The organism is uncultured Parolsenella sp., from assembly GCF_934660935.1.
In the GTDB taxonomy this organism is placed as follows: domain Bacteria; phylum Actinomycetota; class Coriobacteriia; order Coriobacteriales; family Atopobiaceae; genus Parolsenella.
In genome coordinates, this window is the sequence record NZ_CAKUIH010000001.1 from 44,817 (window position 1) to 65,615 (window position 20,799).

A 20,799-nucleotide genomic window follows, 5' to 3' on the forward strand; every position below is an offset into this window, starting at 1 on the left:
TTCGCCGTGGTAACCATTTGGATAACCGGGCGTTTTCCGCGATCTCCTTATTGTCAGTAAAGCTGTTACTATTTAGCAGTTATCCGCTTGTATCCATGGAGGGCACGTACGATGTGCGACGAGAAGACTAACGATAGGTACGAGTTCCCCGCCTATGACGCTCAGGCCATTGAGGAGAAGTGGCAGCGCGTCTGGGCCGAGGAAGGCACCTACAAGACCGACGAGGATCCCAGCAAGCCCAAGAAGTACGTGCTGGAGATGTTCCCGTACCCTTCCGGTGACCTTCACATGGGTCACGCCCGCAACTACACCATCGGCGATGCCATGGCTCGCCAGGCTCGCATGCGCGGCTTCGACGTGCTTCACCCCATTGGATTCGACGCCTTTGGCCTTCCCGCGGAGAACGCGGCTATCAAGCACAACACCCAGGCTGGCAAGTGGACGTACCAGAACATGGATAATGCCCTCGCCACCATGCGCCGCATGGGCTTCTCCTATGACTACGACCGTCTCGTCCGCACCTGTGATCCCGAGTATTACAAGTGGGGCCAGTGGATGTTCCTCAAGATGTGGGAGAAGGGTCTTGCCTATCGCGCCACATCTCCGGTGAACTGGTGCCCCAAGTGCCAGACGGTCCTCGCCAACGAGCAGGTCGTCGATGGCAAGTGCTGGCGTTGCGGCTCCGTGCCCGAGAAACGCGAGCTCTCCCAGTGGTACCTCAAGATCACTGACTATGCGCAGGAGCTCCTTGACGACCTCGACAAGCTCGAGGGCTGGCCTGAGAACGTCAAGGCCCAGCAGCGCAACTGGATCGGCCGTTCCGAGGGCGCGGAGATCGACTTCACCCTTGCCGCCGAGGACGGCGTGACGCCCACTGATCGCAAGATCACCGTCTTCACCACCCGCGCCGACACCCTCTTCGGCGTCTCGTTCTTCCTGCTTCCGCCCGAGAGCCCGCTTGCCGCGGAGCTTGTCGCCGGCACCGAGCACGAGGCTGCCTTCAAGGAGCTCAAGGCCGCCACGGAGAAGGTCTCCAACGTCGACCGCCAGGGCTCTGAGCGCGAGAAGCACGGCATCTTCACCGGCCGTTATGTCATCAACCCGATCAACGGCCGCCCGGCCCCCATCTGGGTCGCAGACTACGTCCTCATGGACTATGGCACCGGTGCCGTCATGGGCGTGCCCTGCGGCGACCAGCGCGACTTCGACTTCGCCAAGAAGTACGGCCTCGAGATCGCGCCGATCATCTGCGAGAAGGACGACCCCCTCTACGAGGAGCTCAAGGACGAGCGTGAGCTTCGCGTCACGTCCGTCGACTGGGACCACGCCATGGTCGCCGAGGGTTACCTCGTCCAGTCCGGCGAGTTCACCGGCCTCAAGGGCGGCAAGCACTCTGAGGCAGTGGACGCCATCCTCGGCTGGCTCTCCGAGCGCGGCCTTGGCCGTGCGAAGGTCCAGTTCCGTCTCCGCGACTGGCTCATCAGCCGTCAGCGCTACTGGGGCAACCCCATCCCGATGATCCACTGCGACTGCTGCGGCGACGTCCCCGTCCCGTATGACCAGCTGCCGGTCACCCTGCCCGAGAACCTCGACCTTGGTGCCGGCGAGACCCTCGCCGAGTACGCCCCCTTCTATGAGACGACGTGCCCCAAGTGCGGTAAGCCCGCGAAGCGCATCACGGACACGATGGACACCTTCACGTGCTCCAGCTGGTACTACCTGCGCTATTGCGATCCGCACAATACCGAGCTCCCGTTCTCCAAGGAGTCGGTTGATCGCTGGATGCCCGTCGACAACTACATCGGCGGCATCGAGCACGCGATCCTCCACCTTCTCTATAGCCGCTTCTGGACCAAGGTCCTTCGCGATCTCGGCATGATTGACGCCGACGAGCCCTTCACCAACCTGCTCTGCCAGGGCATGGTCAAGGACGAGAACGGTGAGACCATGTCCAAGTCCAAGGGCAACGTCGTGCCGCCCTCCAGCGTCATCGGGCCCTTCGGCGCGGACACCATGCGCCTCGTTATCCTCTTCATCGCCCCGCCCGAGAAGGACTTCGATTGGGACGAGAAGGCCGTTGCCGGCGCCAATCGCTTCATCAAGCGCGCCTGGTCGATCGTATGGCAGCTCTCCGAGGGCGCCCAGGCTGGTGACTTCGACCACACGAAGCTCGATGGCCAGGCGGCCGAGCTCTTCCGCACGCTCAACGGCCTTGGCGCCCGTTGCACGGCCGACTATGATCGCGGCCAGTTCAACACCGCCATCTCCGCGGTCATGGAGATCGTGAACGCCGCGAGCAAGTACCTCATCGAGACCCCGGCCGATGAGCGCAACCACGAGCTGGACTATCGCGTCGCCCACGACATCGTGGCGATTCTCGCACCCATCTGCCCGCACTGGGCCGAGGAGCTCTACCACGAGGCCCTGCACCTCACCGGCTCCGTCTACAACGAGCCGTGGCCGGAGTTCGACGTCGAGCTCTCTCGCGCCGACACCGTCGAGATCGCCGTTCAGGTCATGGGCAAGGTTCGTGCCCGCGTGAATGTCGCCGCTGACGCCAGTCGCGAGGACCTTGAGAAGGCCGCCCTTGAGGCCGTCGCCTCCCAGATCGAGGGCAAGACCGTTCGCAAGGTCGTCGTCGTTCCCGGCAAGCTCGTCAACGTCGTCGCCAATTAGTCCGTCTATGCGGGGCGCTTCTTGCGCCCCGCCGTCATGTTATGAGGTGAGGTCGGTCATGAAGTGTCCGCATTGCGGTCGTGACCTTGGTGAAGGTCTGCTTCCCACTCGCTGTCCCGGTTGCGGGAGCGCCTTGTCTGGCGCCAAGAGGGGGCATAGGGCCAATCGTCACGAGCAGCGCGCGTCCGCCGACCTCGCCGCCGCCTCTCGCAGGAGTGTCGAGGGCCTTTCCGGCATGGGCGCGGGCCGTCGCTCTCGCGGGGAGACGGGCAAGCGCGTCGCTCGTCTTTTCCTTGGCTTTCTGCTGGTCGCGGTGTTCTGCTGCCTGGTCTTCTTCATGGCCTATCGCGCCGAGCTCATTGGCGGCAGGACAATCCCCAACGTCGTCGGCTCTGGCACCGAGCAGGCGACTTCTCGCCTCTCTGACAAGGGCTTTAACGTCGGGGTGAACGAGGTGGAGTCGACCGAGCAGCTAACCGGTCGCGTTATCTCGACCAACCCGCCCGCCGGCACGCGTGCCGACAAGGGCTCGACCGTGACCATCGACGTTGCGAAGAACCCCGAGACAGCGGCTGCGAGCGATGCCCCGGTAACAGCCGAGGAGTCCGTCACGGAGGCGGGGGAGTAGCGCTTCTCTTGCGAGTGGCGTCTCTTTTGCCTGACGAGGACACTCCGGAGGCTCCGGTGCGAATCGCTTTTCCACCGATCCACATCTGAGCAAGGTTTCGCGAGGAGGATGCGAGTTGTGTGCTCGACTTGTGACATATCTGCACACATAAAATGCATCTTGACGTGTTACCTGCCTGTTTATTAAACTGTCACCGATAAGAGTACTTGATTGAGGGATGTGGGGTGGAGTTTTCGCCCCGCATCTCTTTGTGTGTAAGCGGGGGTTATACGCTCCGCGCTAGGAAGGAGGGTCACATGGCAGAGGACAAGGCCGCGGCAATCCTCGACGTCCTCGAGGTCGCTGGCGCCCAGCATGGCATCGACGTCGTTGACGTGGAGGTCGTTGGCGCCACCAAGGCCCCTACGGTTCGCGTCCGCATCGACTGGGCCTATGACCCGGAGAACGCGGAGGGGGGCACCATCTCGCTCGATGACGTCGCCGCTCAGACCGAGTGGGTCTCCGAGGTCCTCGACGCGTTCGATCCGTTCGCCGGCTCCTACACCCTCGAGGTGAGCTCGCCGGGTCTCGATCGCCCGCTTCGTCGCGAGAGCGACTTTGAGCGCTTCGCTGGCGAGACCGTCGCCCTCACGACGACTGCGGTCGAGGGCCGTCGCCGTTTCTCCGGCAAGCTTGTTGGCATCCGTGACGGCTCCGTCGTCATCGCCGATGACGAGGGTGAGGTCGAGATTCCCCTCTCCGAGGTGCGTCGCTGCACCATCAAGCCCACCTTCGAGAAGGGTGAGAAGAAGTCCTTCGACAAGCCCAAGAAGGGCAAGGCGCAGAAGGCCTAACGGCTTTCGTTCGCGGGTTTGCCCGTTTCGCACTCAGTTTGGATACGAATGGCCTAGAGCCATATGAGAGATAACCAGGAAGGAACGCACATGGCATCTGAGATGATGGAAGCCCTGATGATGCTCTGCCAGGAGAAGCACATCGACGAGCTCTACCTGCTCGACCGCCTCGAGCAGTCGCTCGCCGCGAGCTACGCCAACGTCATGCACCTCGACTTCGGCGCCAAGGTCACCATTGACCGCACCACCGGCAAGATCTACGTCTACAAGCTCATCCCGAAGGATGACTCGATGGACGAGGAGGGCAACTACACCGAGTTCGACGAGGTCGACGTTACGCCTAAGGACACGAGCCGCATCGCCGCGCAGCACGCCAAGGCCGAGATCAACGCCATCGTCCGCAACGCCGCTCGCGAGCAGATCTACGAGGAGTTCTCCGCTCGCGTCGGTGACATCATCACCGGTACCGTCCTCCAGTCCACGCCTGACTTCACGATCGTCAAGATTCGCGAGGGCGTCGAGGCCGAGCTCCCGCACTTCGATCGCAAGCGTCACCCGGAGGAGCGCAACGAGCGTCCGGCTGGCGAGCGCTACAGCCACAACCAGCGCATCAAGGCCGTCATCATCGACGTCCGCGACCCGAACGCCACCGTGCAGCCCGTCCGCGGCGAGCACTCCCGCCCGTCCATCGTCGTGAGCCGCACCCACCCGGAGCTCCTCCGTCGCCTCTTCGAGCTCGAGGTCCCCGAGATTTACGACGGCGTCGTCGAGGTCCGCTCCATCGCTCGTGAGGCCGGTGTCCGCTCCAAGGTCGCCGTCTCCTCCCTCGATGACCGCCTCGATCCGGTCGGTGCCTGCGTCGGCCCCAAGGGCAGCCGCGTGCGCACCGTCGTGGGCGAGCTCCGTGGCGAGCGTGTCGACGTCGTCCTGTGGAGCGACGACCCGGCTCGCTGCGTCGCCAACGCGCTCTCCCCGGCGAAGGTCTCCCGCGTCCTGTTTGACGAGGACACCAACTACGCCACCGTCATCGTCCCGGATGACCAGCTGTCCCTCGCCATCGGCAAGGAGGGTCAGAACGCCCGCCTCGCCGCTCGCCTGACCGGCATGCACATCGACATCAAGAACGAGTCGCTCGCCGCCGGCATGCTCGAGGGCATCTCCGCGCCTTCTGCCGAGCCCGAGGACCTCATCGACGTCGACGAGGCTCATCGCTGCGAGTATGTCGGCGCCAACGGTGTCCGCTGCCGCAACATGGCTCGCCCCAACTCCCGCTACTGCGGCGTCCACGAGGCCATTGCCCTTGCCGGCGACGACGTCGAGGTCTCCGACGACCCGGACTCCCTGATTTAGGACGCTCGAGCCCAGACGGCTCACTTGACTTGAAACCCCGCGGGCAAGACCCGCACTGATTGCCCGCACAGGAAGGTAGGTCACATGGCAAAGACCCGCGTACATGACCTTGCCAAGGAATTTGGCATGACGAGCAAGGAGATGCTCGGCCACCTCGCCGACATGAAGATCCCGGCGAAGTCCGCCTCGAGCACCCTCGAGGATGCCTACGTCTCGATGATTCGTAAGAAGATGGCTCCGATCCTCGAGGCCCGCGCCGCGGAGATCGAGGCTGCCAAGCAGGCCGAGGCCGAGGAGAAGGCCAAGGCCGAGGCCGAGGAGCGCGCCCGCGCCGAGGAGGAGCGTCTCGAGGCCGAGAAGCGCCGCGAGGCCGAGCGTGCCAAGGAGGCCGAGGAGCGTGCTCGCCTCGAGGCCGAGCGCAAGCGCAAGGAAGAGGAGCGCGCCGAGGCCGAGCGCAAGCGCAAGGAAGAGGAGGAGCGCAATCGCGTCCGCGACAACGCCCCCAAGTCCGTGCCTTCTATGACCAGCCTGCTCGACCAGATCGCCCAGCAGGAGCAGATCCTCAAGGCTCAGCGCGAGGAGCAGGCCGCCAAGAAGGCCGAGGCCGCCCCGAGCCGTGCCCGTCGCGGCAACCAGCACACCTCCGCGAAGAGCGCCCCCAAGGACGAGGGTCCCGCCACGCCCGAGAAGGCCGCCGCTGCGCGCGGTCGCGGCAAGCGCAAGGGTCACGCCGATGATGACGGCGAGGATCGCTACAGCCGCATGGCCAAGGCAGCCGAGGAGTACAACCGCGAGCGCGTCCTCGAGGAGGCTCGCGCGAGCGTCGAGGAGGCGTCCCGCGAGTCGACCGGCCGCCGCAAGAAGCGCAAGGAGCGCCGCCAGAAGCAGGCCGAGCAGGCCGCCAAGGAGCAGGCGATCGAGGAGGCCATCGCCAACGACCAGAACGTCGCCGAGATTGGCATGGTCAAGGTCCCGACTGGCTCCACCGTCGCCGAGCTCGCCGAGCTGCTCGACGTTCCCGCCTCTGACATCGTCAAGCGCCTGTTCCTCCTGGGCAGCCCGCTCACGATGACGCAGTCCATGTCCGACGACCTTATCGAGCTCGTCGCCGATGACCTCGGTCGCGAGGTCAAGGTCATGAGCAAGGAGGAGGAGAACTCCTTCACGTTCTACGACGATCCGGCTGACCTTCTCCCGCGTGCTCCCGTCGTGACTGTCATGGGCCACGTCGACCACGGCAAGACGTCGCTGCTCGACGCCATCCGCCACACCGGCGTTGCCAGCGGCGAGGCTGGCGGCATCACGCAGGCCATCGGTGCGTCCCAGGTCAAGATCGGCGACCGTACGATCACCTTCATCGACACCCCTGGTCACGAGACCTTCACCGCCATGCGTGCCCGTGGTGCCAAGGTGACGGACATCGTCATCCTGATCGTCGCCGCGGACGACGGCGTCATGCCCCAGACCGTCGAGTCGATCAACCACGCGAAGGCCGCCGGTGTGCCCATCATCGTGGCCGTCAACAAGATCGACAAGCCCGGCGCCAACCCCGACAGGGTCCGCCAGGAGCTCACCGAGTACGGCATCATCCCGGAGGAGTGGGGCGGACAGAACATGTTCGTCAACATCTCCGCGAAGAAGAAGATCGGCATCGATGAGCTTCTCGAGACCGTCCTTCTCCAGGCTGACGTTCTTGAACTCAAGGCCAACCCGAACACCTTCGCGTCCGGCAACGTCCTCGAGGCCAAGCTCGATCGCGGCCGCGGCTCCGTCGCCACGGTCCTCGTGACCCGCGGCACGCTCCACATCGGCGATTCCCTGGTTGCCGGCATGGCCTACGGCTCCGTCCGCGCCATGCTCGATCCGAAGGGCCGTCCGGTCACCGAGGCTGGCCCCTCTGACCCGGTCGAGATCCTCGGTCTCCAGAGCGTTCCTGCCGCCGGCGACGAGTTCCGCGTCTTCACCGAGGCCCGCGAGGCCCGCGCCCTCGCCGAGCAGCGCGCCCTCAAGGCCCGTATCGAGGAGCAGAACCGCGTCAAGCACGTCACGCTCGAGACACTCTTCTCCACGATGGAGGACGCCGAGGTCAAGGAGCTTAACCTCGTCATCAAGGCCGACGTCCAGGGTTCGATCGAGGCTCTTCAGGACTCCCTCGACAAGATGGACCAGTCCGAGGTCCGCATCAACACGATTCACTCCGCCGTCGGTGCCATCACCGAGACGGACGTCACCCTCGCCGACGCCTCCAATGCCATCATCATCGGCTTCGGCGTGCGTCCGGACGCCAAGGCTCGCTCCGCCGCTGAACACCAGGGCGTCGAGATTCGCTGCTACGACGTCATCTATAAGGCCCTCGAGGACCTCGATGCCGCCCGTATCGGCATGCTCAAGCCCACCGAGGTCGAGGTCTCCACGGGCATGGCGCTCGTCCTCGACACCTTCAAGGTTCCGAAGGTCGGCATTGCCGCTGGTGTCCGCGTCGAGGAAGGCGAGATCGCTGCTACCAACTCCGTGCGCCTCGTCCGTGACGGCATCGTCGTCTACAACGGCAAGATCGCGTCCCTGCGCCACTACAAGGAGGACGTCAAGACCCTCCGCAGCGGCCTCGAGGGCGGCATCGGCCTCGAGAACTTCCAGGACATCAAGCCTGGCGACCAGATCGAGGCCTACCGCATCGACGAGGTCGCGCGCACCGAGTAGCCTCGGGCGGGTATAACGCTAGTAACGTACCTGGGGCGGCCCAACGTGGGTCGCCCCTACTTGACCAAAGAAGGTGGAAACGATGAAGCAGAACTCCTCTTCGCGTAGGAACGGCGAGATTGCGCGTGAGAAGCTCGCCAGCATCCTCCTGTTCGAGATCTCCGACCCCGATCTCGAGCTTGTGACCCTCACTGGTTGCGAGGTGTCCGTCGACCGCTCCTTCGTTCGCGCCTACGTCTCCTGCGAGCCCGAGCGCTACGAGTCCGTCATGGCGGCACTGAATCGCGCCAAGGGTCGCCTCCGTTCGCTGCTTGGCCGTGCCCTCGGTTGGCGCGTGACCCCCGAGCTCGCCTTCTCTCTCGACACCACTACCGACGAGGCCGAGCGCATCGCCGTCGCCCTCGAGAACCGTCCTCCCACGATCGACGTCGAGAAGGACGAGTTCGGCTATCCCATCGTCGATGGCGCCGGGGACGATGAGGACGCCGATGGCGCTGATGATGTCGACGCTCTCGAAGAGGACGCTGAGGCTTAAACCATGAACGTAGGGGACGAGAAGGTCTTCTCAGAACAACGAGAGAAGTTCGCGCAGGTGGCGGCACTCATTGATGCTGCGACCGAGATTGTCATCTGCGCGCACACCAACCCGGACGGCGACGCCCTGGGTTCTGGCCTTGCGCTCGCGCAGCTCATCTCCCAGCACTGGGAGGGCAAGCACGTCACGAACCTGCTCGCAGACAACGACCCTGTGCCGCGCCTGTACCGCTTCCTCCCTGGGGCGGACTCCTTCGTTCGCGCAAGCGCGTATGAGGGCAACCCTGACCTCTTCATCATTGTCGACCTATCCGTTGCCTCGCGTTTGAATCAAGCCCAGGCGGTGCTCGAGCGCAGCGCTCATGTCGCGGTCCTTGACCACCATCCGTCCACGACGCCTTTCGGCGACGTTGCGCTCATTCGTCCTGACGCGGCCGCTGCCGGCGTGATCATCGCGGAGTTCGCGCTTGCGATGGGAGCCACGATCACTCCCGATATCGCCAACTGCCTGTTCTGCGCGATCGTGACGGATACGGGCCGCTTCCAGTACCAGAACGCGGATTCCGAGGCGTTCGAGTGCGCCAGCATGCTTGTGGATGCGGGCGCGTCGCCTTCGCTCATCTCGCTCAACGTCTATCAGAGCTTCAGGCTCGCCTACCTCCACCTCGAGAGCGTGGTCATGGGCAGGATTGTGACGTTCGAGCACGGGCGTATCGCCTACAGCTACGCCACGAGGAAGGACCTTGAGCGTACGGGCGCCTTGCCTGACGAGTGCGACGGCCTCATCGACGTCGTTCGTAGCGTCGAGGGTTCCGAGCTCGCCCTCTTCCTCAAGGAGACGCCGGACGGCCTCATTCGCGGCAACCTGCGCTCCAAGGGAGACCATGACATATCCGGCGTCGCGCGCGCCTTCGGGGGAGGTGGCCACAAAGCCGCGTCCGGCTTCACGACGGACATGGGCATCGATGCCACGCTCGCCGCGGTCCTGCCGCTCATGCGAGCCGTCCTCGCCGCGGGTCCCGGCGAGAGTCCCGGCCCCATCGCTCGACAGCTATCGTTGAACATCGACCGAGAGGCATAACGACACCTATGCGACGTGGCATATCTGCAATCAACGCCCTTCTCGCGGTTGACAAGCCGTGTGGCATGACCTCGCATGATGTGGTCTCCCGCGTGAGGCGCGCGCTCGGCGAGCGTCGCGTGGGGCATGCCGGCACGCTCGACCCGGACGCATCCGGCGTGCTCGTGGTTGGCGTGGGACAGGCGACCAAGCTCCTTGGCATGCTCACGCTCGACCGCAAGAGCTATCGCGCGCGCATCGAGTTTGGCTCGCAGACCACGACCGATGATGCCGAGGGCGAGGTCATCGCATCTTCTGCGGTGCCTTCCGAGCTTTTCGATGCTGACACCGCCGCGCGTGCGGTGTCAGGCCTTGTGGGCGAGCTTGATCAGATGCCTCCCGCCTTCAGTGCCATCAGCGTGGGCGGCAAGCGTGCCTATGCGCTCGCGCGCGAGGGCAAGGAGGTTAAGCTTTCGCCTCGCCATGTGATCATCCACGAGGCGGGCCTGCTTTCCGTCACCGGCGAGGGTACGGTAGAGTCGCCTCTCGTCTGGGAGTGCGACTTCGACGTGTCGAAGGGCACCTACATCAGGAGCATTGCGCGTGACCTGGGCCTTGCGCTCGGGACTCATGCTCACCTCTGCGGCCTGAGGCGCACGAGTGCGGGCATGGTGGAAATCGCCGACTGCGTGTCGCTCGACGAGCTAGCCGAGCGCGGCCGCGACTTGATGGCGGACCGCGTGCTAGACCCGGTTGCCTGCCTCGGTATCGCCACGCGCGCGGTCGAGGTCGCCGAGATTGCGGATATCACCTGCGGGCGTCACATTCCCATGGGCCTCGTCTCGCTCGATGGCGTCACTCGCGAGCCAAGGCCTGGCGAGCCGATTGCGCTCGTATGGGACCACGCCCTCGTGGGCGTGTGGCAACGCCGCTCGACCGATCTCGTCTGCTCCACCAACTTCCCGCAGGCAATCGAAGGGGTTCGCTGATGGCTGATTTGCTCCGCAAACTTTTCCCGGGCAATCGGGAGAGTTCGCTGACGGCTAAGACCGCAAGGGAGCAGGCCGCGCCTGCGGGGATGCCCGAGGCCGTGGCTGCTGCAAGCTCTACGGAGCTTGGCCGCGAGCTCATGGACCTCGCGCCAGAGAGGCCCCTCGCCGCCGCCCGCGCGCGAGAGCTTCTCTCGCTCTCGGTGTGTCTTCTCGACACGCCCGAGCCGGCGGCGCTAGCCTCTCTGGCAGTCGAAGGCTCCGAGGGTTCCGATAAACTTGTCTCGTACATGACGTATGGGCGGAAGCTCCTGAGGTCCAATCGCTATGTTTGCGTAATCGGCGCCTTTGATGGAGTGCATCTCGGCCACCAGGAGCTCCTTCAGCGTGCGGCGCGAGATGCGGCAGAGCGGGGAGACAAGCTCGCCGTTCTCACGTTCACGCCAGACCCGGCGGACGTGCTTTCCGGTCCCACCCCCTCTTCAAAGCTTCTTTCGGACGAGGGACGCGTGAACGCGATGCTCGCATTCGATGGGGATGTGGATTGCTCGGATGTCAGCTCGGTCGTCTGCGTCGACTTCGACCGCGAGTTCGCGTCGCTCACATGGGTTGAGTTTGCCGGCGAGGCACTTGGCCTCATCTTTGGCGACGAGTTCGAGGACTATCTCGAAGCCGTCTTCGTTGGGTCTGACTTCCGCTTTGGCGCCCATGGGGAGGGCAACCTCGAACTGCTCCGGAGGGTCGGTGATATCCGCGGCTTTGACGTCACGGGCGTCGAGCTCCTCGAACAGGGCGGTGCTCCCGTTACGGCGACGCGCATCCGCGGGCTGGTGCATGCGGGGCGTGTCGAGGAGGCCGCCGGGCTTCTCGGCCGTCCGCACATGGTGGTTGGCAGGGTCGAGCACGGCAGGGGAGAGGGGGCGTCGTTTGGCTTCCCCACGGCAAACATTGTCTGCGAACCCTCTGCATGCGTGCCCGAGCAGGGTGTCTATGCCGGCTTTGTCACGGTTGCGGATGAGGATGGTATCCGCCGCGCCTATCCCGCCGCCATCAATGTCGGCCTTCCGCCGAGCTTCGAGGGCGAGGCGCCCGAGGGCACGCTTCTCGAGGCGAACCTCATCGGCTTTGACGGGGACCTCTACGGCAGCAAGGCGTGCGTCTCCTTCGTGAGGTGGCTGCGCGACTCCCGCCCGTTTGCCACGCTCGAGGAGCTTGAGCGAACGGTGCTCGGAAACATCGACTGGACGGGCCGCGCGCTCGGCGGACGGGGCATCAGAATCAACTAACTACGAGGTCAGGGGGTGTCACATGATTACCGAGGAGGACAAGGAGCGCGTCCGCCAGGCGACTGACATCGTCAACCTCGTCTCAGAGACCGTTGTGCTCAGGCAGAGGGGTGGCGACTTCTGGGGTTGCTGCCCGTTTCACCACGAGAAGAGCCCGTCGTTTCACGTGACGCCGTCGACTGGCCTGTGGCACTGTTTCGGTTGCCACTCGGGTGGCGACGTGTTCGACTACGTCATGAAGCGCGAGGGCCTCGACTTCCTCGACGCCGTTCGCTTCCTTGCGGAGCGGGCCCACATCGACATCGAGGAGGGCCAGGGTACGGCGAGGCGCGGGCCCAAGCGCACGCGCGTGATCGACGCGCTCGAGGCCGCCCAGGCCTCCTTCTCCACCCGCCTCATGCGCGGGAGGGGTGACGGCGCCGCCGCCGCGCGTGCTTACTTCGCGAGCCGTGGGTTCAACTCGGACATCTGCTCCCGCTGGCATCTCGGCTATGCCGACCCGTCCGTGTCCCTCGTGCGCGAGCTCCAGCAGGCAGGCTTCTCGCGCGGCGAGCTTGAGGCCGCTGATCTCGGCGTCTCTCGCGGCGGCGGCCTTCGAGACCGCTTCTTCGACCGCGTGATGTTTCCCATCCACGACGAGCAAGGCCGCTGCATCGGCTTTGGCGGCCGCGTGATGGGTGATGCCAAGCCCAAGTACCTCAACACGCGCGAGACGAGCGTGTTCCACAAGTCCAAGCACATGTTCGCCTTCGATTATGCGAAGGCGAACATCGCCGCGCGTGGTTTCGCCATCGTGACCGAGGGCTACATGGATGTCATCTCGATGCACGAGGCCGGCTTCACCAACACGGTGGCGGCACTGGGCACCGCGCTCTCCGCAGACCACATCCGCACGCTATCGCGCTTCGCGAAGACCATCGTGTGCATGTTCGACGGCGACGCAGCCGGCCAGCATGCGGCGGAGGCCGCCGTTCGCTACGTCGAGAGCACGAAGGCGTCGCTTACCTGCGTCGTGCTTCCAGACAACCAGGACCCTGACGAGTTCCTGAAGGCTCACGGCCGCGAGGCGATGGAGGAACAGCTGCGCCAGGCGAGGCCCCTCATCGAGTTCGTTGTCGACAAGAAGCTCGAAACGCTCGATCTTTCGAGCCCCGGCCTGAGAATCGCCGCGCTCGAGGAGATCGCGAAGGTGCTCGCGCCTCTCAAATCCTCGTACCTCCTCGATGGCTATGCGCAGCAGGTCGCCGGCAGGCTTGGCATCGACGTCGAGGTGACGAAGGAGAAGATCCGCTCCACACCCGTCGAGGGGGAGGAGACGGGGAACGCTCCCGCCGATGACTATGGCTATGAGTACGCGCCCTCGGGTGGCTATGGAGAAGAGTATGCACCCGTAGATGACTACGGCTATGACTACGTGCCAGAGCCCGAGCCTATGGTGCAATCGCAGCCTTCGGTCTCTCTTGGCGCGCTCTCTGCCGAGGATCGCACGCAGATTCGGGCGGAGAGGAACCTGCTCGCCATGATGGCGGACAACATCGACCTGTTCCGTGGCTACGCGGATCGCATCGCGACCTTTGCCTGGGCTGATTCGCGTCATGAGGCGATTGCCTGGTCGATGCTCGCGACGCCGGTGGGCACCACGCCCGCAGACGTCGTTGCCGCCGCGACGCGCGCCTGTCCGGACGCGCCGAAGATTCTCTCGGCGAGCTCCTTCTCCTCGACGAGCGCGTGGGACACGCAGACTAACGTCGAATTCGTCGTTAACGAGGCTGAGATTCGCTCCATTGACCGGAGGGTTTCGATGCTCACCGCGTCTCTTGCCGGCGGCGCAGATCCGGCACGCTCCCGCGAGGCGCTTCAGGAATTGGGGCAGCTCCGGGCGCGCCGGGGTGAGTTGCGGGCATCACAGCCCCTTGAATAGCGATTCTCTGGAATTCTATGAGTTAAACCCCGATATCAGGGTAAGATAGCAATAACTGTGCATCGACGGCCATGTCGAGAGGAAGTCCGTGGCAACGAGTAAGAAGGCAAAGAAGGAAACCAAGCTCTCCGCCGATCTCGAGGGGGTGTTTGGTCAGCTTGTCGACCGCGCCAAGGGCGTCGGTTCAGTCAGCGAGGATGAGATTCAGGTCGCTCTCCGTGACGTCGACGTGGATGATGACGAGCTCGAGGATCTCTACGGGGCCCTTCGTTCCCGTGGCGTCGAGGTCCTCTCTGATGACGACAGCGACCCGGACTCTGATATCGAGGAGTCTAGCGACGACGATGACGATGACAACGTCGGTATCGGCTCCCTCGATGACGATGACGACGATATGCCTCGCGAGAAGATCCCCGCGATTCCTGCCGCCCCCAAGCGCTCCAAGAAGGGCTCGAGCCTCAAGGCTCGTCGCCGTCAGGACGCCGCCACGGTGATGCTCACGGGTGACCCCGTCCGCATGTACCTCAAGGAGATCGGCAAGGTGGACCTTCTCACCGCTGCCGAGGAGGTCGACCTCGCCATGAAGATCGAGGCTGGCACCGAGGCTACGGAGAAGCTTGAGGCTCACGAGAGGGGAGAGCTCGAGCTTTCCCGCGTCGAGCTCCGCCGCCTCAATCGCGTCGAGCAGGTGGGTCTCGAGGCCAAGCAGTCACTCATCTCCGCGAACCTCCGCCTCGTCGTTTCCATCGCCAAGCGCTACGTTGGCCGCGGCATGCTCTTCCTCGACCTCATCCAGGAGGGCAACCTCGGCCTTATTCGCGCGGTCGAGAAGTTCGACTACACGAAGGGCTTCAAGTTCTCCACCTATGCCACGTGGTGGATTCGCCAGGCCATCACCCGCGCTATCGCCGACCAGGCGCGTACGATCCGCATCCCGGTCCACATGGTCGAGACGATCAACAAACTCGTCCGCGTGCAGCGTCAGCTCCTGCAGGACCTCGGTCGCGACCCAACTCCCGAGGAAATCGGCGAGGAAATGGGCATGAGCGCCGAGCGCATCCGCGAGATCCAGAAGATCAGCCAGGAGCCGGTCTCTCTCGAGACGCCGATCGGCGAGGAAGAGGATTCTCAGCTCGGCGACTTCATCGAGGACTCCCAGGCTGTCGCTCCTCCCGAGGCCGCGAGCGACTCAATGCTTCGCGAGCAGCTCGAGCAGGTGCTCGATGGTCTTGCGGATCGCGAGCGTAAGGTCATCAAGCTCCGCTTTGGTCTCGAGGATGGTCACCCGCGCACCCTCGAGGAGGTCGGCCGCGAGTTTGGCGTCACGCGCGAGCGCATTCGCCAGATCGAGAGCAAGACCCTCGCCAAGCTCCGCCACCCGAGCCGCTCCGGCAAGCTCAAGGACTATATGGAGGAGTAAGCGCGTTTGCAAATCACCGGGTAGATGGGTATTCAATACGTTCTTGTTACCCAATAATGCCTAAGTGTTTTGTTTGCTCCGAGTCATCATCTTCTCTGTCCTCCAGATGACGCATAAGGTAACGAAGAACACGCCATTCCCGCAAATACGGGATGGCGTGTTTCATTTATCTTGCGGCCTGTGAGGACGCTCGAGAACGTCTTTAACACCGTACCAACCATCGTGCTTGCGGTAGGCTTGTCGTAGCGTGCGACGTTTAACAAGGATTGTGCGTCGTCTCGAAAGCCCCGAAGATTATTTCTGTTCGATGTTGTCTGGGCGTAAGGAGGGTCGATATTTATGCGCGTATTTGGAATCAGACGCGAAGCTGACACGGTCGGCGGGTGGTCCGACTACGTCGTCGACTCCGTCAATCTCCTCAACGAACACCTGAACCCACGAGGGAAGTACTTCTACTTCGACGAGATCGACGTCGCCCAGCAGATCATCGGCGGATATAAGGTCTGGGATATGTACGGGTGGGTAATCGACGAGTCTGAGCGCGGCGAATTCGAGCCGCTGTGGCTCGCCGAGGCAGACCGGCACGCCGCGCCCGACGGCTCGACGCCGCTCGACAAGTCCCGCGACGTCACCGTCATATGGGAGGACAGGGACGGCGCCCCTCACGCCAGGATCACGTTCTTCGACTCCTTTGACGAGGAACCGGAAGTCATCCCGTACGATTAGCCGATATCAAAGTAGCGACCGATTGGGCCGTCCGAGAGGGCGGCCCTCTTCATGCCGCGATATCATGGCATGTCATTCCGAATCAAGCCTCGCATGGGGCTTTTTTCATATGTGCAGGTAGTCATCAAGGTCGAAGTCATCATCGTAGCCGTCATGCATGGTGAGCCTCCTTAGCCTCGCCAGGTCAAACTCATACCCTATCTCGAATACTACCCACCATTGTGGACATTAAGTTTCGGCCTCGATCAAGGTCGTGGCGCACCGATTTTGCTGCCGCCAAACAGCATGTGCCCAATGGTTTGCCTGGCGATAAGCACGCAGTGAGTCCTTGTGCCCTGGCTCGCTATACTTGACGCGAGATGTTCGCAACTACATCGCTCGGGGGCACCCATGAAGAAGCTTGCCAAAGAGTTCCAGGAGTTCATTAGCCGCGGCAACGTCATGGATATGGCCGTTGGCGTCATCATCGGCGGCGCGTTCACTGCGATCGTCACCTCTCTGACGGAAGACATCATCAACCCGCTTATCAAGCTCATCGCGGGCGGCAACGTCGGCGAGATCGGCGGCCTTGTCGTTCCGGGTACGGAAATCGACTTCGGCAAGTTCCTGGGTGCCGTTATCAACTTCCTCATCGTCGCCGCCATCGTGTTCGCCATCGTCAAGGCGTTCAACGAGGCCCAGCGACTGGCCAAGAGCCACACCCACTCCGAGGAAGAGACTCCTGCCGCGCCTGCGCCCACCTGTCCCTTCTGTCTCGAGGAGCACAAGCCTGGTGCCACGCGCTGCCCGCATTGCGGAGCCGAGCTTCCCGTTGAGACCGAGGCCTAGCTAGGGGCACCACCCCTCATGCGAAGGCGAAGCCATCCTGGCGAGTCATCGCGGTTGACCTTCTCGGCTTTTGCATGCGTCAACGATCGTTTGACTCTGCTGCTGGGTATACGGCTTACAGCTTCTTTGCATGAAGCGACTAGTATGAGTGGGCGCGCATCTGAGCGCGCTTGGTCTTTATGGCCCGGCAATCCGTTTGTCTCGAAAGGCATCTCGTCTGTATGATTGAGCTTCTTAAACGCTTCTCTGGGCCTTACATGCGCTACTTCGTGCTGGGCCCTCTCTGCAAGCTCATTGAGGTCTTCTTCGACCTGCTCACGCCCCTCGTCATCGCGAGGATGATCGACTGGGGCGTCATTGCCGGCGACGCCCGCTCCGTCTTTATCAGCGGCGTCGCGCTAATAGTTATGGCCGTCGTCGGCATCGCGTTTACGCTCGTTTGCCAGAAGATGGCGGCCCTCTGCTCTCAGGGCATCGGTACTGAGATTCGCGGCGCTCTCTATGCACACGTCAACGAGCTCTCCTCCGCCGAGCTCGACCGCTTCGGTACGCCCTCGCTCATCACGCGCATCACCAACGACGTCAATCAGGTCCAGGTCGCGGTCGCTCTCGGCGTGCGCCAGCTTATCCGCTGGCCGCTGCTCGCCGTTGGGTCCATGATCGCGGCGCTGCTCATCGACGTCAGGCTCGGCCTCGTCTTTCTGGTGTCCACGCCTTTGATCGGCGTCATCTTCTGGGTGGTTATGGCTCGCTGTGTGCCGTACTTCTCGAATATGCAGAAGGCTCTCGATCGAATCGCCCTGGTGTGCAGGGAGGGCCTGTCTGGCGTCCGCGTCGTGAGGGCCTTTGTGAGGGAGGACCACGAGCGCAAGCGCTTCCGCGAGGCCACGGAAGCGCAGGCGAGTATAGCCACTGCGGTTGGCAGCCTCTCTTCCATCCTCAATCCCGCCACCTTTCTCATCATGAACGTCGCCGTATGCGTGATTCTCGTTCTCGGCGGTCAGTCCGTTAACGTCGGTGGCCTCACGCAGGGCCAGGTCATGGCATTCGTGAACTACATGACCCAAACGCTCCTCTCGATCGTCTACGTTGCCAATCTCGTCGTCGTCTTCACGCGTGCGAGCGCCTCCGCGGCACGCATCAACGAGGTTTTCGCGACGGAGCCCTCCGTTCGCGATGTCGCAGACCAGGCCTGGGAGAAGCCCGTGTGCTCCGCGGATGTCCCCGCGCTCGCCTTTGACCACGTGACCTTCTCCTATGGAAGCGGGGCGCCTGCCCTCAGTGATGTCACGCTGGCGCTCTACCCAGGTATGACCCTGGGCGTCATCGGCGGCACCGGCTCGGGCAAGTCCACGCTCGTCTCCCTCATCTCACGTCTTTACGATCCAAGCGCGGGCGTCGTCAGCGTTATGGGCGAAGACGTTCGCTCTTGGCCTCTTTCGAGTCTGCGCCACGAGGTCGCCCTCGTTCCACAACGCGCGTCGCTCGTCGCGGGCACGATTCGTTCAAACCTGCTCTGGAGGGACTCCGGCGCCTCAGATGACGAACTTTGGGAGGCTCTTGAGGTCGCGCAGGCGACAGACTTCGTGAAGGCCATGCCCCAGGGCCTCGATAGCGCGGTCGAGGCGGGTGGCAAGAACTTCTCAGGAGGCCAGCGTCAGCGCCTGACCATTGCCCGCGCCCTTGTGGGGTCACCTAGCATCCTCGTGATGGATGACTCGGCCTCGGCGCTCGACATGAGGACGGATGCCGCTCTGCGCCATGCCATCAGGGAGCTTGGCAAGTGCGATGCCGCTGCTGGCAAGACGCCGCTTACGACGGTCATCGTCTCCCAGCGCGTCTCTGCGGTCCGTTCCGCCGACGTCATTTGCGTCCTCGATCATGGTGCCCTCGCCGGCCTTGGCACACACGAGCAGCTCCTTGAAACATGCGGCCTCTACCGCGAGATTTGCGATTCCCAGCTTAAGGGGGAGGCGAACTAGATGAATCCCTATGCTTCGACCGGTTCCGTAGCGACCGTCACCGCGACTGTTGCAGGTAAGGACTCCCTCGGCTGCCCCAATGGTGATACCGGCGGATCTTCCTCCAGCATGTCCACGCTTGAGGTGACGCGAAGGCTCCTTGCCTACGTCGGGCCTTACAGGGGGCTGCTGGTCGCATCCCTCTTGAGCGCGATCGCGGGCGTGACGCTGCAGCTTTACGTACCCATTCTCATCGGTCGTGGAATCGACTGCATGATTGGCGTCGGGCGAGTTGACTTTGACGTCCTCGTCCCCCTCGTGCGCGAGCTCGCCATTGTCGTGATCGCTGCCTCGGCGCTCCAGTGGGTCCAGGGCTACTGCGTGAACCGCCTCTCATACGAGACCGTTCGCGATCTTCGTAATGTCGCCTCTGACAAGCTCAATCGCATGCCCCTGTCTTTCATCGACTCGCATCCGCACGGCGACCTCATTAGCCGCGTCGTGAACGATGTCGACCAGATCGGCGACGGCCTTCTGCAGGGAACCAACCAGCTCCTGAGTGGTGCCGTGACCATCGTCGGCACGCTTGGCTTCATGCTCGCGACTTCCGTGCCCATGGCGCTCGTCGTGGTTCTCGTGACGCCGCTGTCCGTGGGCGCCGCCTGGCTCATCACCCGCCTCTCCGATAAGAGCTTCGCCGAGCAGCAGCGCATCCAAGGCGAGCTTGGCGCCCATGTCGAGCAGTATGTCGGCGAGCAGCGCCTTGTCGACGCGTTCGCATTTGGGCCAGAGGCATGCGAGCGCTTCGATGAGATTAACAAGCGCCTCTACACGTCCGGCGAGCATGCCCAGTTCATGAGTTCGCTCTCGAATCCCGGCACGCGTTTCATCAACAACATCATCTACGCGGTAGTTGCTGTGGTGGGATGCCTGAGCGTCATCACGGGTGCCCCCGCACGCCTTACCGTTGGCGAGGTCCAGGCGTTTCTGAGCTACGCCAACCAGTACACGAAGCCTTTCAACGAGATTACGGGCGTCATCGCCCAGATTCAGACCGCCTACGCGTCTGCTCGACGAGTATTCGCCCTTCTGGACGCCACCGAGGAGGGGCCGGATGGTGCGGGGGCCATAGAGCTCGTCCGTCCGTGTGGCGAGGTCAGCTTCGACCACGTGGACTTCTCCTATGTGCCTGACCGTGAGCTCCTCAAGGACATCTGCATCCACGCGACTCCGGGCGAGCGTATTGCCCTCGTTGGCCCCACGGGCTGCGGCAAGACGACGCTCATCAACCTTCTGCTGCGCTTCTATGATGTGAACTCCGGAACCATCGCGGTGGACGGACGCTCCTCGGACGAGTACACGCGAGCGAGCCTGCGCAGATCGTTCGGCATGGTCTTGCAGGATAGCTGGCTCTTCGCCGGAACCGTTCATGACAACATCGCCTATGGGCGCCCTGGTGCGACGCGCGAGCAAGTCGAGGAGGCGGCGCGCCGTGCCCATGCGGACAAGTTCATCCGTCAGCTTCCCCAGGGTTATGACACGGTTATTGGCGAGGACGGTGGCTCCTTCTCCCAGGGCCAGCGCCAGCTGCTCTGCATCGCCCGCGTCATGCTGACGGATCCCGCGATTCTTCTTCTCGACGAGGCGACCTCGAGCATCGATACGCGCACGGAGCTCCAAGTGCAGGCGGCGTTCGACGAGCTCATGCGTGGTCGCACGAGCTTCGTCGTTGCCCATAGGTTGAGTACGATCCGCAATGCCGATTGCATCCTTGTCATGCGCGATGGCCGCATCATCGAGCGCGGTACGCATGAGGAGCTTCTGAGCCTTCGTGGCTTCTACTCGAGTCTTTACGAGAGCCAGTTTGCCCGAGAAGAGTAGGATGGG

Annotated in this window: 15 protein-coding genes; all 15 read left to right on the top strand. The window is 63.3% G+C overall.

What is annotated here, in order from left to right:
- Positions 1–111 precede the first annotated feature (111 nt).
- The 15 genes from leuS to Q0H23_RS00265 all read left to right on the top strand — a co-directional run bounded on the left by leuS (position 112) and on the right by Q0H23_RS00265 (position 20,793).
- Positions 112–2,676, top strand: coding sequence for a leucine--tRNA ligase (gene leuS / locus Q0H23_RS00195; protein WP_293834480.1), 2,565 nt, complete (start codon positions 112–114; stop codon positions 2,674–2,676).
- 133 nt (positions 2,677–2,809) lie between these two features.
- Positions 2,810–3,304, top strand: a complete 495-nt coding sequence (locus Q0H23_RS00200) for a PASTA domain-containing protein (protein WP_293834482.1) — start codon at positions 2,810–2,812, stop codon at positions 3,302–3,304.
- Positions 3,305–3,600: 296 nt separating this feature from the next.
- A complete protein-coding gene (gene rimP / locus Q0H23_RS00205) occupies positions 3,601–4,137 on the top strand; it encodes a ribosome maturation factor RimP (protein WP_293834484.1) in 537 nt (178 codons plus the stop codon).
- Between the two features lie 90 nt (positions 4,138–4,227).
- The gene (nusA, locus tag Q0H23_RS00210) at positions 4,228–5,487 is read left to right on the top strand and encodes a transcription termination factor NusA (protein ID WP_293814096.1); all 1,260 of its coding nucleotides are present in this window, start codon (positions 4,228–4,230) and stop codon (positions 5,485–5,487) included.
- Positions 5,488–5,571: 84 nt separating this feature from the next.
- Positions 5,572–8,187, top strand: coding sequence for a translation initiation factor IF-2 (infB, locus tag Q0H23_RS00215; protein ID WP_293834486.1), 2,616 nt, complete (start codon positions 5,572–5,574; stop codon positions 8,185–8,187).
- Between the two features lie 82 nt (positions 8,188–8,269).
- Positions 8,270–8,722 (top strand): 30S ribosome-binding factor RbfA, encoded by a 453-nt coding sequence (gene rbfA / locus Q0H23_RS00220; RefSeq protein WP_293834488.1) that lies wholly within the window; start codon positions 8,270–8,272, stop codon positions 8,720–8,722.
- Positions 8,723–8,725: 3 nt separating this feature from the next.
- Positions 8,726–9,802, top strand: coding sequence for a bifunctional oligoribonuclease/PAP phosphatase NrnA (locus Q0H23_RS00225; protein ID WP_293834490.1), 1,077 nt, complete (start codon positions 8,726–8,728; stop codon positions 9,800–9,802).
- Positions 9,803–9,810: 8 nt separating this feature from the next.
- On the top strand, positions 9,811–10,770 hold the full coding sequence (gene truB / locus Q0H23_RS00230) for a tRNA pseudouridine(55) synthase TruB (RefSeq protein ID WP_293834492.1): 960 nt from the start codon (positions 9,811–9,813) through the stop codon (positions 10,768–10,770).
- Positions 10,770–12,056, top strand: coding sequence for a riboflavin kinase (locus Q0H23_RS00235; protein ID WP_293834493.1), 1,287 nt, complete (start codon positions 10,770–10,772; stop codon positions 12,054–12,056). Before truB ends, Q0H23_RS00235 begins: the two co-directional genes overlap by 1 nt.
- Before the next feature lie 22 nt (positions 12,057–12,078).
- The gene (dnaG, locus tag Q0H23_RS00240) at positions 12,079–13,977 is read left to right on the top strand and encodes a DNA primase (RefSeq protein ID WP_293834494.1); all 1,899 of its coding nucleotides are present in this window, start codon (positions 12,079–12,081) and stop codon (positions 13,975–13,977) included.
- A 145-nt stretch (positions 13,978–14,122) separates the two neighbouring features.
- Entirely contained in the window at positions 14,123–15,397 is a 1,275-nt protein-coding gene (rpoD, locus tag Q0H23_RS00245) for an RNA polymerase sigma factor RpoD (RefSeq protein WP_293834760.1), read from the top strand.
- A 339-nt stretch (positions 15,398–15,736) separates the two neighbouring features.
- Positions 15,737–16,123 carry a hypothetical protein gene (locus Q0H23_RS00250; RefSeq protein ID WP_293834495.1) on the top strand — a complete coding sequence of 129 codons (387 nt, stop codon included), beginning with the start codon at positions 15,737–15,739 and terminating at the stop codon, positions 16,121–16,123.
- A 390-nt stretch (positions 16,124–16,513) separates the two neighbouring features.
- Positions 16,514–16,951, top strand: coding sequence for a large conductance mechanosensitive channel protein MscL (mscL, locus tag Q0H23_RS00255; RefSeq protein ID WP_293834496.1), 438 nt, complete (start codon positions 16,514–16,516; stop codon positions 16,949–16,951).
- Between the two features lie 221 nt (positions 16,952–17,172).
- Positions 17,173–18,933, top strand: coding sequence for an ABC transporter ATP-binding protein (locus Q0H23_RS00260; protein WP_293834497.1), 1,761 nt, complete (start codon positions 17,173–17,175; stop codon positions 18,931–18,933).
- Positions 18,934–20,793, top strand: a complete 1,860-nt coding sequence (locus Q0H23_RS00265) for an ABC transporter ATP-binding protein (RefSeq protein WP_293834498.1) — start codon at positions 18,934–18,936, stop codon at positions 20,791–20,793.
- Positions 20,794–20,799: the final 6 nt, after the last annotated feature.